Annotated in this window: 9 protein-coding genes and 1 pseudogene; 9 read left to right on the plus strand and 1 reads right to left on the minus strand. The window is 53.8% G+C overall.

The features are described 5' to 3' along the window. Nucleotides 1–198: 198 nt before the first annotated feature. The 7 genes and pseudogenes from ACYVHX_RS20295 to ACYVHX_RS20325 form a co-directional block, all read left to right on the plus strand. Nucleotides 199–327: pseudogene (locus ACYVHX_RS20295) on the plus strand (HepT-like ribonuclease domain-containing protein); the annotation flags it as partial. 2 nt (nucleotides 328–329) lie between these two features. After that, nucleotides 330–1733, plus strand: coding sequence for a 3-isopropylmalate dehydratase large subunit (leuC, locus tag ACYVHX_RS20300; protein WP_460673515.1), 1404 nt, complete (start codon nucleotides 330–332; stop codon nucleotides 1731–1733). A gap of 20 nt (nucleotides 1734–1753) precedes the next feature. After that, nucleotides 1754–2356 (plus strand): 3-isopropylmalate dehydratase small subunit, encoded by a 603-nt coding sequence (leuD, locus tag ACYVHX_RS20305; RefSeq protein ID WP_460673516.1) that lies wholly within the window; start codon nucleotides 1754–1756, stop codon nucleotides 2354–2356. Nucleotides 2357–2444: 88 nt separating this feature from the next. After that, entirely contained in the window at nucleotides 2445–3515 is a 1071-nt protein-coding gene (leuB, locus tag ACYVHX_RS20310; protein ID WP_460673517.1) for a 3-isopropylmalate dehydrogenase, read from the plus strand. Nucleotides 3516–3555: 40 nt separating this feature from the next. Beyond that, a complete protein-coding gene (locus tag ACYVHX_RS20315) occupies nucleotides 3556–4695 on the plus strand; it encodes a 2-isopropylmalate synthase (RefSeq protein ID WP_460673518.1) in 1140 nt (379 codons plus the stop codon). Between the two features lie 116 nt (nucleotides 4696–4811). Beyond that, nucleotides 4812–5645 (plus strand): 50S ribosomal protein L11 methyltransferase, encoded by an 834-nt coding sequence (prmA, locus tag ACYVHX_RS20320; RefSeq protein WP_460673519.1) that lies wholly within the window; start codon nucleotides 4812–4814, stop codon nucleotides 5643–5645. 114 nt (nucleotides 5646–5759) lie between these two features. After that, nucleotides 5760–10553 carry a hypothetical protein gene (locus ACYVHX_RS20325; protein ID WP_460673520.1) on the plus strand — a complete coding sequence of 1598 codons (4794 nt, stop codon included), beginning with the start codon at nucleotides 5760–5762 and terminating at the stop codon, nucleotides 10551–10553. On the opposite strand, the gene upp is transcribed toward ACYVHX_RS20325, so the two are convergent. Beyond that, nucleotides 10554–11198, minus strand: coding sequence for a uracil phosphoribosyltransferase (upp, locus tag ACYVHX_RS20330; RefSeq protein ID WP_460673521.1), 645 nt, complete (start codon nucleotides 11196–11198; stop codon nucleotides 10554–10556). A 171-nt stretch (nucleotides 11199–11369) separates the two neighbouring features. Here upp and ACYVHX_RS20335 point away from each other — a divergent pair, with 171 nt between their 5' ends. Together ACYVHX_RS20335 and lpcA are read left to right on the plus strand one after the other, a co-directional pair. Continuing rightward, complete coding sequence (locus tag ACYVHX_RS20335) at nucleotides 11370–13127, plus strand: hypothetical protein (RefSeq protein ID WP_460673522.1); 1758 nt, start codon at nucleotides 11370–11372, stop codon at nucleotides 13125–13127. Nucleotides 13128–13196: 69 nt separating this feature from the next. After that, nucleotides 13197–13775 (plus strand): D-sedoheptulose 7-phosphate isomerase, encoded by a 579-nt coding sequence (lpcA, locus tag ACYVHX_RS20340; protein ID WP_460673523.1) that lies wholly within the window; start codon nucleotides 13197–13199, stop codon nucleotides 13773–13775. The last annotated feature ends 2 nt before the right edge of the window (nucleotides 13776–13777 follow it).

A 13777-nucleotide genomic window follows, 5' to 3' on the forward strand; every position in this document is an offset into this window, starting at 1 on the left:
ACTGTGCAGAATAAAGAACAGGTTTTTGAAATGATTCAGAATCACAAAGTTGCCATTCGCCAGTCTCCGTTGATCTGAAAAGAAAGAAAAAAAGAGATTGAATAGGCCCTCAACGATTGATTTTTAAGGCACATTCAGCACGAGTTAGAATATATAATTAGTGAAACGGTACCGGTATAAGGAAAAGGTTTTGCCGGATTACGTGACGGGTTGATTCATCACTATTGGGGCCTAGATTTCCAATTGGTTTGGGATGCCGCTACTGACGACGTACCCGTTGCAAAAATTTGGATTGATCTGATTATTGAGCGTGAAAAGGAACTATAGCTATGAGCAAACCAACAACCCTCTTCGATAAAATCTGGGACGCCCACGTTGTGAAAGCGATGGACGGTGGGCCGGATGCGGTTTTTATCGACAGACATTTTATTCACGAAGTAACCAGTCCGCAGGCTTTTGACGGTTTACGGAAGCGGGGTGTCAAGGTTTTCAATGTAAACCGGACAACCGCCACGGCCGATCACAACGTGCCGACCAAAGACCAGCACCTGCCGATCAAAGAAGCCCTTTCGCGCCACCAGGTGGAAACCCTGCGGAGGAATTGCGCAGAATTCGGCGTCGATTTTTACGATCTGGGACACCCGTTTCAGGGAATCGTTCACATCATCGGACCCGAGCTGGGCCTGACCCTGCCGGGCATGACCATCGTCTGCGGTGACAGCCACACCAGCACTCACGGTGCGCTGGGCAACATTGCATTCGGGATCGGAACCAGTGAGGTGGAGCAGGTTTTGTCAACGCAGTGCATTCTGCAATACAAACCCAAGCGGATGCGGATCAACGTCAACGGCCAGCTGGCCAAAGGCGTGACGTCGAAAGACATTATTCTGTACGTGATCTCAAAAATATCGGCCAGCGGAGCCACCGGTTATTTTGTCGAATACGCGGGCGATACGATCCGGAACCTTTCGATGGAAGCCCGCATGACCATCTGCAACATGAGCATCGAAATGGGCGCGCGCGGGGGTCTGATTGCCCCCGACGAAACCACGTTTGATTACCTGCGCGGTCGGCGGTTTGCGCCCCAGGGCGAAGCGTTCGACAAAGCCGTTGAACACTGGCGGACGCTGAAAACCGACGAAGATGCCGAATTTGATCTGGAGCTGAACTACAATGCCGCCGACATTGGTCCGATGATTACCTACGGAACCAACCCCGGCATGGGCATTTCGGTTGATAGTCACGTGCCGAACCTGAGCGAAATTCCGCAGACCGAACTGGCTTCCTACACGAAATCACTGGCCTATATGGGTCTGGAACCGGGTATGGAACTGATCGGAAAACCGGTCGATTACGTGTTCATCGGTTCGTGTACCAACGCCCGGATTGAGGATTTGCGGACGGTTGCCAGTTTTGTCAAAGGAAAACGGAAAGCCGAAGGCGTCGAAGTCTGGATTGTGCCGGGCTCGGTGCAGGTTTCCAACCAGGCGAAAGCCGAAGGGCTGGATCAGGTCTTCATGGAAGCCGGTTTTGAACTGCGCGAACCGGGCTGTTCGGCCTGTCTGGCGATGAACGAAGACAAGGTTCCGGCGGGTAAATACTGCATTTCAACCTCCAACCGCAACTTTGAAGGCCGCCAGGGACCCGGCGCCCGGACTTTCCTGGCCAGCCCGATTATGGCGGCAGCGGCTGCCGTGACCGGCAAAGTAACGGATGTGCGGGAATTGGTGTAAACAGATAACAGAAATTCAGAATGAGCAAAGAAACCATGCATAAACTCGTCTCGACGGCGGCCCCCTTGCCGATTGAGAATATTGACACGGATCAGATTATTCCGGCGCGGTTCCTGAAAGCCACCACGCGCGAAGGCTTCGGCGACAATCTCTTTCGCGACTGGCGTTATAACCCCGATGAGACCCCCAAGGCTGATTTTGTGCTGAACAATCCGACCTACGCCGGTTCGCGAATCCTGGTTGCCGGGAAGAATTTCGGCATGGGTTCCAGCCGCGAGCACGCGGCCTGGGCCTTGCACGACTACGGTTTTAAAGTGGTTATTTCCAGCTTTTTCGCCGACATTTTCCGCAACAACGCCCTGAATAATTTTGTGTTGCCGGTGCAGGTTTCCGAAGCCTTTCTGGCCGAAGTGTTCAAGGCTGTTGAAGCTAACCACAAAACCGAAATTATTGTCGATCTGGTCAATCAGGAAATTGTGCTGGAAAATGGGCTGAAGGAATCCTTCGCCATCAATTCCTATAAAAAGCAGTGCCTGATGAACGGGTACGATGACATCGATTACCTGTTGAGCCTGAAAGAAGAAATCAAACAATACGATCTAGCCCATACGAATGCTGAATGAGCGAATGAGCAAATAAGTGAATAAAAAATAGAATCTGGTAGGTTATTCACTCAGTTGCTCATTCACCCATTCGCTCATTGAAAGAGGAATGAAAAAACACATTGTAGTCATCGCCGGCGACGGCATTGGTCAGGAAGTAACCGCCGTTGGAAAACAGGTTTTAGACCGGATAGCGGAAAAGTTTGGGCACGAATTCACCTACGATGAAGCCCTGATTGGCCACGCGGCCATCGAAGCGACGGGCAACCCGCTTCCGGAAGAAACGATCACGAAATCGAAGCAGTCGGACGCCATTTTGTTCGGAGCCGTTGGTCACCCGAAATACGACAACGATCCCACGGCAAAAGTCCGGCCGGAGCAAGGCTTGCTGGGCATCCGGAAAGCGCTGGGCCTATACGCTAACCTGCGCCCAATCAAGCTGTTCGACGAGTTGTTGCAGGCATCGAGCATCAAACCGGAATTTTTGCAAGGCGCCGATATTCTGTTCTTTCGTGAGCTGACGGGCGATGTGTATTTCGGCGAAAAAGGCCGGAAAGACGATGGCGACACGGCGTATGATGTCATGATCTACAGCCGCTACGAAGTCGAACGAATTGCTGTGAAAGCGTTCGAAGCCGCCATGACCCGCCGGAAAAAACTGTGTTCGGTCGATAAAGCAAACGTACTGGAAGCGTCCCGGCTGTGGCGCGAAGTGTTGCAGGAAGTGGCCAAGCGGTACCCCGAAGTGGAAGTTGAACACCAGTTCATCGATGCGGCTGCCATGTTGCTGATCAAAGATCCGCGCCGGTTTGACGTGGTCGTAACGGGCAACCTGTTCGGCGATATTCTGACGGATGAGGCTTCCCAGATTGCCGGTTCGATGGGTATGCTGGCATCGGCTTCCATTGGCGACACAACGGGACTGTACGAACCCATTCACGGATCGGCCCACGACATCACGGGCAAGGGCGTTGCCAACCCGCTGGCGTCGGTTTTATCGGCGGCTTTGATGCTGGATATCTCGTTTGGCATGAAAGACGAAGCCGAAGCGGTCGTCAACGCCGTTGATCAGGTGTTGAAGGCCGGGTACCGCACCCGTGATATTGCGGACGCGAATACCCCGGCCGATCGTATTTTGGGCACGGAAGAAATGGGAAAACAAGTGCTGTCCCAGCTTTGATCACGCGCAAAAACTCTACCCAATATATTCTTTATCAACCATGAGCCAACGGATTTATATTTTCGACACCACCCTGCGCGACGGCGAACAAGTGCCGGGTAGCCAGCTAACCACAGCGGAAAAAATCGTGGTGGCGAAAGAACTGGAACGTCTCGGTGTCGACATCATTGAAGCGGGTTTCCCGATTTCAAGTCCCGGTGATTTTCAGTCGGTTGTTGCCATTTCAAAGGCCGTTACCGAGCCAGTGATCTGTGCGCTTTCAAGGGCCAAAAAAGAAGACATCGACGCGGCCGGCGAGGCTCTGAAATACGCCAAACGCGGGCGGATTCATACCGGCATTGGCTCGTCGGACATTCACATCCGGAACAAATTCAACAGCACCCGCGAACAGATTCTGGAACAGGCAGTTGCGGCTGTCAAGCACGCCCGCAGCTACGTGGATGATGTGGAGTTTTACGCCGAAGATGCCGGTCGGGCCGATCTTCAGTTCCTGGCTCAGTTGACCGAAGCCGTTATTGCCGCCGGAGCCACGGTGGTCAATCTTCCGGATACGACCGGCTACTGCCTGCCCGATGAATACGGGAAGAAAATCAAATACATCTACGAACACGTTTCCAACGTGCATCAGGCAATCATTTCCATTCACTGCCACAACGATCTGGGGCTGGCAACGGCCAACACGCTGGCCGGTATTCAGAACGGCGCGCGCCAGGTCGAAGTGACGATCAACGGCATCGGCGAACGCGCCGGAAATACGTCGCTGGAAGAAGTCGTGATGGCGCTGAAAGTGCACAAGGAACTCGGTTTTGAAACCGGGATTGATGCCAAGCGGCTCTATCCCGTCAGTCAACTGGTGTCGAACATGATGCGGATGCCGGTGCAGGCCAACAAGGCCGTCGTGGGCCGCAATGCGTTCGCACACTCGTCGGGCATTCACCAGGACGGTTTTTTGAAGCACGCCGAGAACTACGAAATCATGACACCGCAGGAAGTCGGTGTTCCGCAGTCCTCCATCGTCCTGACGGCCCGCAGTGGTCGCCATGCGCTGAAACACCGCCTTGAGTTGCTGGGCTACCGCTACGACAAACCGACGCTGGATACGCTCTACCAACGATTTCTCGATATGGCCGATATTCGCAAAGAGGTGAATGACAAGGATTTAATGGAATTGATTCGATAAATTTTTACAAAATAATCGTAAGAACTTTCAGGCCATTAAGACCTGGCAGCTTTTAACCGGTTTATAGCAAAAAGGACAGGCTCACCAGGCTCGTCCTTTTTTTGTTTCTTTACGGGATGAACTATACCGAACTGCAACTAACGGTTTCCGCCGATTACGCGGACATTCTGATGGCGGAACTGGCCGCACTGAACTTTGAATCGTTCGTCGAAACGGACGAAGGCCTGAACGCTTATGTTCTGGAACCGGATTTCGACGAAACGGCGCTCCGTTCGGTCGTCGAGAAATACGCCGGGCAAACCGCAATAGCCTACCAGATCAATTCGTTAGAAAAAAAGAACTGGAACGAGGAGTGGGAGCGGAATTACCAACCCATTGAAGTTCAGGATGCCATTCGGGTCCGGGCGTCGTTTCACGAACGGGACACCCGGTTTCGGTACGACATCGTTATCAATCCGAAAATGTCGTTCGGAACGGGTCATCACGAAACAACGGCCATGATGCTCGAACACCAGTTGATCGTCGATGCGGCCGGAAAAACCGTGCTGGACGTCGGCTCGGGAACCGGCATTCTGGCTATTCTGGCGGCATTGCAGGGGGCCGAACGGGTCATTGCTTTTGATATTGAAGAATGGGCCGTTGAAAATGCGGAAGAAAACGCCGAATTGAACCAGTGTTCGTTCATCGAAGTTTTCCAGGGCACGATTCAGGATGTGGATACGTCCGAACGATTCGACCTGGTGCTGGCCAACATCAATCGAAACGTATTGCTGGCCGATATTCCGGTTTACGTCCGGCTGATGAAACCGGGCGGCACGTTGCTGGTGAGCGGTTTTTATGAACAGGATGCACCGGATATTGAACAAAAAGGGCTGGCTGAAGGCTTGATAAAAACCGGTCAACTCGCTCAGAACAACTGGGTTTCACTACGATTTAGTAAAGGCACCTGATGACCGGCGGGCGTTTCCATTTGGGGCATGTCGGGCCGGCTGAATCGGCTGCTTAGGGTGCAAATCACGGAGGAAGCGGGAACGCCCGCCGGTCCGTGGATACGTTAGAATACGATGAACAAAGTATACACCATTCTCGCCAGTTTGCTGCTGGTGTCCACCGTGGCAACCGCGCAAACCGTCAAATTGTCGGACAATCCGGAGCAGTTTCTGACCGACTTACAGAAACTGATGAATCCGGGCGGGGCTTATACCCAGAAAGCGGAAAAAGACCTGGAAACCCTGTTCACCGAAAACCGGCTGTCGGCTCCGCAGAAGGAACGGGTGATGGTGCTGAGCCGGAAGATGAACGCCAAACGCTACCCGCCCGTGCAGCAGTTTGCGCCGTTTTACGAAGCGCTGTACCATTTGCTGGTTACGCAGCAGGCAAGCCCGGCCGAAGTTGATAACTTCCTGACCGTTGCCGAAAAGTCATTTGAAAAATACGATCCCAAAACGCTGGCGAAAGTGTTGGAAACCGTTCGGCTGTTTGCCGAGAAGCGGTTTTTATACGCCAGCAACTACAATAAACTGTACGCCAGTGGCGGCACGTTTACGCTTCGGTTTGCCGACCAGAACGGCAACGCGCCCGTAGCAGCGGGCGATAGCAGCGCAACTACCAAAAAACCGCAACCGCCCAAGCCGGCCGATTCCGACGGCTGGGATTTGCCGCTGGATTCGACCGGAAAAGCCGCGCCCTTTCTTTCCTTCGTCGATAAAAAACCGATGCCCGCCCTGACCGGACCGGTGCTGGAAATGAAAGGGGCGGATCTGGTGATGATCACGGCCCACGATTCGGTGGCGCTGAAAAAAACCGATGGCGCGGTGCTGCTGAAAGATGGCGTTTGGGTCGGGAAAGGCGGTTCGTTTTCCTGGGAATCGGCGGGGCAGCCGGAAACGTTCGTGACGCTGGCCGACTATAGTTTCGCCGTCAACAACCCCAAGGTAACGGCCGACGACGTGACGCTTACCTTCAAACCGCTGGCCAAACCGGTCAAAGGCAAATTTGAGTTCGAAAGCAAAAAGCGCACGGCCAACCAGCCGCCGACGTATCCCCGGTTTATGTCGTGGTCGAACGATGTGAACCTGACGAATCTGGGCAACGGAATCAGCTACCGGGGCGGTATTGCCCTGGCCGGAACGCGCCTGTATGGTTCGGCGGCCGACCGGCAATTGGCTTATTTGCAGGTGCGTTACAAAGGAAAAGCGGCTTTCAAAGCCAGCAGCCGAAGTTTTGAGTTTGCCGATTCCGCGATTTCCAGCCCGCTGGTTGCTTTTACGGGCTACATCGATGCCGCGGATACGCTGTTTCACCCCGGCGTTACGTTTCGCTACGACAACGCCACCGGTATTGCCCGGCTGGGCAAGGCGGAAAAAACCGGGTATTCCGAAACGTATTTCAGCGACAGCTACCACAAATTCTACATTCAGCCCGAAGTGGTGCGCTGGGATCTGCCGCGCCAGAAAGTGGATTTTTACCAGTTAGCGGCTAAAAAAGAAGTCCCTGTACGGTTTGAATCGTTCGATTTCTTTTATCCGGAACGGTACGCCAGCATGTCGGCTGATTTCGGTTTTCATCCGTTGCAGCTGGCCGCCAACTACATTACGGTGAAGAAAACGCAGTCGTTTTTTGCGGACGATCTGGCGGTGCATTCCAAAATCAATCCGGCCGTGATGCGGAATGTCATGCAGCGGATGGTGGCACTGGGCTATATCGACATGGACGCCAAAACGGAAGAAATGCGCCTGAGCCGGAAAGGCGTGTTGTATGTGCTGGCCAACGGTCGCAAAAAAGATTACGACAACTTTCTGATCCGGTCCACTTATCCGTCCAACGACAGCACGACCAACGCGACCATTAGCCTGGCCGACAAATTCCTGACGATTCGGGGGGTGGAGCGGTTCAGCATCAGTGATTCGCTGAAAATTACCGCCGTGCCCACGGATAAAACCCTGCGAATCGGCAAAAACCGGGCGTTTACGTTAACCGGCCAACTGAAATCCGGCAATATGCGGTATACGGGCCGCGATCTGGGTTTCGATTACGACCAGTTTTCGATGAATATGACCAAAATCGACTCGATCACGTTTACGCCCCAGGGCAAAAATCAGGAGATTGGTGGTGATATCCAGTATGAGAAACCGGGTACGGTTTTTTTGGCCGACAAAAGTAATAAGTCGGGCCGCCAGAAAGACAAAAAAGCCACGCAGCGGCTTCTGATGCCGGAAGGGATGACGGTTTATTTCAACCAGTCGAACCGGGGCAGCCTGATTTACAACAAGAACGTCAATTTCAAAGTCCCGGCGGTCGACAACGATAGTCTGGGCAAAGGGGCCATCGCCTTCGACGGCACGTTTTTCTCCGACGGCATTTTTCCGCCGATCAAAACAACCCTGAAGTCGATGCCTGATAACTCGCTGGGTTTCGAGCATACGGCACCGCCGGCCGGTTATCCGCTCTACGGCGGGAAGGGCAACCTGAAATTTACCGGTAAACTGGTGATGGATCGGAAAGGGCTGCGGGCCGAAGGCGTCATTGCTCACATGAATGCCGCGCTCCCCGCTAAAGATATCCTGATGACGCCCGATTCGGTGCTGGCATCGGGTGAGTCGGGGCAGATCAAGGAAGGGCTGGTCGGCAAAGCGTATTTCCCGGCGGTGGATATCAAAAATTACACGATGAAATGGTATCCGAAGGCCGACAGCATGAAGATCTCGACCAAAGCCGATCACTTTAGTTTTTACAACGGCACCACCAACCTGGTGGGCGATCTGCTGGTTCGGTCGAGCGGTTTATTTGGCAAAGGGTTGGTGAAACGGGCCGATTCGGAAGCGCAGTCGGAAGCGATCAAGTTCAACAAAGAAGGGTTTACGGCCGGTAATGCCCAGTTCCGCGTAATGTCGGATAAACTGGTGAATGCCACCAAGCCCATGTTGCTCGGCACGAAGGTCGATGTGGACTTCAATCAGGTGAAAGGCGTGGTCAGCATTGCCACCAACAACTCCGCAACGTCCATCAGCGATACGCTGGTATCGAGCCTGGAATTTCCGAATGCCGCCTATAAAACGTCGATCAGCAAGGCCCAGTGGAACATTGCGGCCAAAACCATCACGATGAAAGCCGCCAAAACGTCGACGTTCACCGCAACCGCCGAGGAGCAGGAAGGACTGACGTTCAACGGCGCGTCGGCGGTGTATGACGTGGAAAAAGCGACGCTCAACGTAAGCGGAGTCCCTTACGTGACGTCGGCCGACGCCCGGATCTACCCGGAAAAAGGCTTGATTACCATCAAGCGGAACGGCGAAATGCTGCCCCTCAAAAACGCCCGGCTGGAGCTGGACACGACTAGCCTGTTCCACAAACTGAAAGGCGGAAACATTCAGGTTCAGTCGCGGACCCGGTTTTCCGGCGAAGCGGTTTATCAGTTTGCGGCCGCCAAAGGCGACACGGCCAGCATCAAAATGGGCAGCTTCGAGCTAAAAGAAGCCGGCCCGGTCGCGCTGGCTTCCAATAACCGGAACGCGGGTCGAAAAGGAAAAACCAGCAACGAGCTGGCGAAAACGTACTATACGGTGGCCCGCGCCGACGTTGACGAGCGCGACAATGTAACGCTGGCGCCCAAGGTGCAGTTCAAAGGAAGCATCACGATGATGGCGCCGGAACAGGATCTGAAGCTGGAAGGAGCGATCAAAATTGCGCTCAAAAAGCGGCCGAAACTGGTCAGTGACTGGATTCCGATGAAAGAGAAAATTGGCGAGACGTTTAGCATCACCGTCGATCAGAACCTGAAAAACGACGGCAATCAGCCGTTGACGGCCGGTTTGCATTTCCGGGGTGGGGGAGCCGCCGGACTTTATCCGACCTTTTTGTCGACCAAGGAAAACGACAAGGACGATGATCTGTTCCGGGCAACGGGCCTGATGACCTACGACGCCAAGGACAAGGTATTCCGGATTGTAAAGAAAGATGCCGCCGGTCTGGAGGATGTGGAGGGGGCGTTTACGTTCAACGATGCCACCGGCGTGATGAATTTTCAGGGACCGGTGAATGTGATGAATACGGGAACGACGGGTTCGACGCCGAATAACTTTGTGTTTGGCGCCGGAACCGGCCGGGCGAACGTGGACAGCACCACCCTGCGCCTGAACGCTTTGGTCGGTTTTGCCTTGCCGATTCCGCAGCCGGTGAATGCCGCCATTGCCGACAAAATGGTGAAGGCCAATCTGGACGAAAAAAACGACGAAGCCGCCGACGAAGATCTGGATCGGCTGACTGCCAAACTGGCCGCCATCATCGGTCAGAAAGCGACGGATGCGTACCGGACCAAAGCCCAGAATCAACACGTTTCGATCACGCAGGCTGCGCCAAAATTCGTGGCTTCGCTGGTGCTTTCAAACGTCAATCTGCGCTGGTCGGATAAACACAACGCGCTGTACAGCGTAGGTTCCATTGGCGTGTCGAACATTGACAACGTGGACGTCAACGCCCAGATGGAAGGGTTTGTTGAAATCCGGAAAAGCGACGGGGGCGACGAAGCCACCATTTACCTGGAAGCCTCGCCGGATGTCTGGTTTTACTGGGATTATAAATCGGGTGGGGGCGCTACGGCTCAGCTGGCGCTGCTAACGTCGGATCAGGAGCTGAACGACCGCATCATGGCCGGCAGTAAAAACGGTGCCAAAGGCGTTTCCATCATCACGGCGGACGCTTTCGAGAAGAACCAGTTTACGGGCCGGTACCTGGATCAATACAAAACCAAGGAAAAACCGAAACCGCAACCAAAACCGGCGGCCGGAGCGAAAGAAGCGCCGAAAAAGGTGGTGGAGAAGAAAAAAGAGAAAGAAGACGACAAAAAAGAAGGCTTCTGATCAGATTTTTTCACCAAACGCCAGGTCGCCCGCGTCGCCCAAACCGGGTACAATGTAATAATGGGCGTCCAGCCGTTCATCGACGGCACCCAGCCAGAGGTGGCACTGGGGCATTTTCTCCTGCACATACCGAACGCCTTCCGGACTGGCCAGCACGGCGGCAATGTGCGTTTTGGCGGGCGTTCCAAACCGGAGCAGGGCGTGATATACTTTTTCGAGCGACCGACCGGTGGCCAGCATCGGGTCCATCAGAATGACGGTTTTTCCGCTTAGATCGGGGCTGGAAATATAATCCATCGCCACTTCAAATTCCTCACCAACCGGCAAATAACCGCGGTAAGCGCCAATGAAAGCGTTTTCGGCCCGGTCGAAATAGTTCAGAAAGCCCTGATGGAAAGGCAGGCTGGCGCGGAGGATGGTGGCCAGCACCGGCGGTTTACTGATCAGCGGTGTGGGAGCAACCCCCAGGGGCGTTTGTACCGACACCATCTGGAACGACATGGATTTGGATATTTCGTAGGCCATCAACTCTCCCAGGCGCTCCAGATTGCGCCGAAACCGCATCGGATCTTTTTGAATGGTAACATCACGGAGCTCGGCAATAAACTGGTCGGCAATGGAAGGATGATCGGCAAAAACAAACATAGAGGCTTTTTCAGCCTAATTTAAAGGGAATGTATCGGATAATCCAAACCCTTTCCCTAATTTGTGCATGGAATTAAGTCAATGTTATGATGGTAACTTGTTCAGGCAGTTGCCAGTGTGAAGCTTCCTATGAGGAATATTTTTAGAATCGGGATAGCTTTTGTTTGGCTGGTGCCAGGATTGGCGCAGGCTCAAAGCCAGAAAATTCCTTTAAACAGTGATTATTATCACCTCATCGACCGGCTGGAAATCAAACAGGGCCGGTGGGCGGGCGGTTTTCACAGTACGGTTAAACCGTATAACCGCCAGTCGGTCGTGCAGTTAACCGACAGTATTCTAAGCGATCCTTTTGTTCGCTTATCGCCGGTTGACCGCGCTACGGTCCGCTACCTGCGCGACGATAGCTGGGAGTGGGTTCCCGCTACCTATCCGGATTCCTTGTCTTTGCTCCCGGTTCGGGCGACTGAACTGCACGCCGGACAAAAAAAAACGGGTGATAGCCGGCGTGGTTGGGGGCCTTTCTATCAGAGAAAAGCCGATCTGTACAGCTATCAAAACGAAGATTTTGACATCCACATCAACCCGGCGGTTAATTTCAGCTACGGAGCGGAATTTAATTCGGGCGACCTCGGCAAGTCTTTTCATCCGTACGTCAACTCGAGAGGGTTTGAGATTCGGGGCAGCATTCGCAAGCGCTTAAGCTTTTATAGCTATTTATCAGACAATCAGGCGCTGTTTCCGCGCTACATCTGGGAATATGGGACGCAGTACCAGTACCTGATCAATTCGGAACTGGGTTTTGCGCCCTTTGAAGGGTTCACTAAGAAAAAACCGGGGCCGCCCGGTTTGCTGTTTGGCGCTGATTTTCTGTCGGCGCGGGGCTACATCACCTTCAATGCCTTAAAAATCATCAATATTCAGTTCGGCCACGACCGCAATTTCTTCGGCAACGGCTATCGCTCGCTGCTGTTATCCGACAACTCGTCGCCTTATCTGTTTCTGAAAATCAGCACCAAACTGGGGCGGTTTCAGTACACCAATTTGCTGACGGAATTTCAAAACCGGCAGATCACATCCGGGGCCTACGAGCAGTTGAATCCGCAAAAATACGCGGCCATTCACCACCTGAGCGTTAACATTGGCGACCACATTAACCTCGGACTGTTCGAAGCCGAGGTGTTCAGCCGCAGCCAGCTGGAATTGAATTATTTCAATCCCGTGATCTTTTACCGGTTCATCGAATCGTACCGCGGCAGCGCCGATAATGCGCTGGTGGGCCTGGATTTTAAGGGCAATTTTCTGGGGAAATTGCTGGCCTACAGCCAGATTGTCTTCGACGAATTTAAGATCAGCGAACTCCGGGCGGGCAATGGGTCGTGGGTCAATAAATTTGCGATTCAGGCGGGCCTGAAATACATCGATGCCTTTAATGTGCCAAATCTTGACATCCAGGCTGAAATGAATCTGGCCCGACCGTATACCTATTCACACCGGTCCGGCCAGACCAATTACGCGCATTACAACCAACCGCTGGCCCACCCGCTCGGCGCCAACTTCCTCGAAGGGCTGGCCATTGTGCGCTATCAACCCCTGGATCGCTTCAACCTGACGGGTACGTTTGGGCTGATGAGTTACGGCGCCGACCCACCCAGCCGCAACTACGGCGGGAATGTGCTCCTGCCCTATGAAAGCCGGATCGAATGGCCGGGCCAACCCGCCGGAACCGGGCATCACATTGGGCAGGGCCGCAAAACGCTGGTTACGTACGCCGACGTGCGGGCGTCATTTATGCTCAAACACAACCTGTTTGTTGATTTTCAACAGATTTTACGCATGAGCGACAGCCAGGCCGACCGGCTGAAATACAACACCTCATCCACTTCCCTGGCGCTGCGCTGGAATTTACCGTACCGTACGCTGGTTCTCTAAACCGTGAGCGGATGGTGGCCGGTTTTTGCAAAAACCGGGTCAACGCCATCGGCGCAACGAATCGTCAGTATGCTTGATCAACTTATTCGCCAGGAACTGACCGAAGCGCGTTCGGTTCTTGATACGTTTCTCCGCGACGCCAACCAGCTTGCGGCCATCGAACAGGCCGCCCAGCTGATGGCGGAAGCGTTGAAAACCGGCCATAAAATCATCTCCTGCGGCAATGGGGGGTCTCACTGCGACGCCATGCATTTTGCCGAGGAGCTTTCGGGACGGTACCGCGACGAACGGCGCGCGCTGGCCGCCATTGCCATTTCGGATTCCAGCCACCTGACCTGCGTCGGCAACGACTACGGATACGAATTTGTATTTTCGCGGTTTATCGAAGGGCTGGGCAACGAAGGCGACGTCCTGCTTGGACTGAGCACCAGCGGCAATTCGGAGAATGTGGTCCGGGCCGTGGAAGCCGCCCGAAACCGGGGTATGAAGGTCGTTTTGCTAACCGGAAAAGACGGCGGTAAGCTGGCCGGTACCGCCGATGTCGAAATCCGGGTGCCTCATTTCGGGTACGCCGACCGCATTCAGGAAATTCACATCAAAGTCATCCATTTGTTTATTCTGCTCATCGAAAAGATCGTCCTCAACTGAGG

The sequence above is a fragment of the Larkinella ripae genome (assembly GCF_054780775.1).

What these genes read in the sequence shown, in the direction of transcription:
- lpcA (WP_460673523.1), top strand. Translation starts at nt 13,197, where the DNA reads ATGCTTGATCAACTTATTCGCCAGGAACTGACCGAAGCGCGTTCGGTT.
- leuD (WP_460673516.1), top strand. Translation starts at nt 1,754, where the DNA reads ATGAGCAAAGAAACCATGCATAAACTCGTCTCGACGGCGGCCCCCTTG.
- prmA (WP_460673519.1), top strand. Translation starts at nt 4,812, where the DNA reads ATGAACTATACCGAACTGCAACTAACGGTTTCCGCCGATTACGCGGAC.
- leuB (WP_460673517.1), top strand. Translation starts at nt 2,445, where the DNA reads ATGAAAAAACACATTGTAGTCATCGCCGGCGACGGCATTGGTCAGGAA.
- ACYVHX_RS20325 (WP_460673520.1), top strand. Translation starts at nt 5,760, where the DNA reads ATGAACAAAGTATACACCATTCTCGCCAGTTTGCTGCTGGTGTCCACC.
- leuC (WP_460673515.1), top strand. Translation starts at nt 330, where the DNA reads ATGAGCAAACCAACAACCCTCTTCGATAAAATCTGGGACGCCCACGTT.
- upp (WP_460673521.1), bottom strand. Translation starts at nt 11,198, where the DNA reads ATGTTTGTTTTTGCCGATCATCCTTCCATTGCCGACCAGTTTATTGCC.
- ACYVHX_RS20315 (WP_460673518.1), top strand. Translation starts at nt 3,556, where the DNA reads ATGAGCCAACGGATTTATATTTTCGACACCACCCTGCGCGACGGCGAA.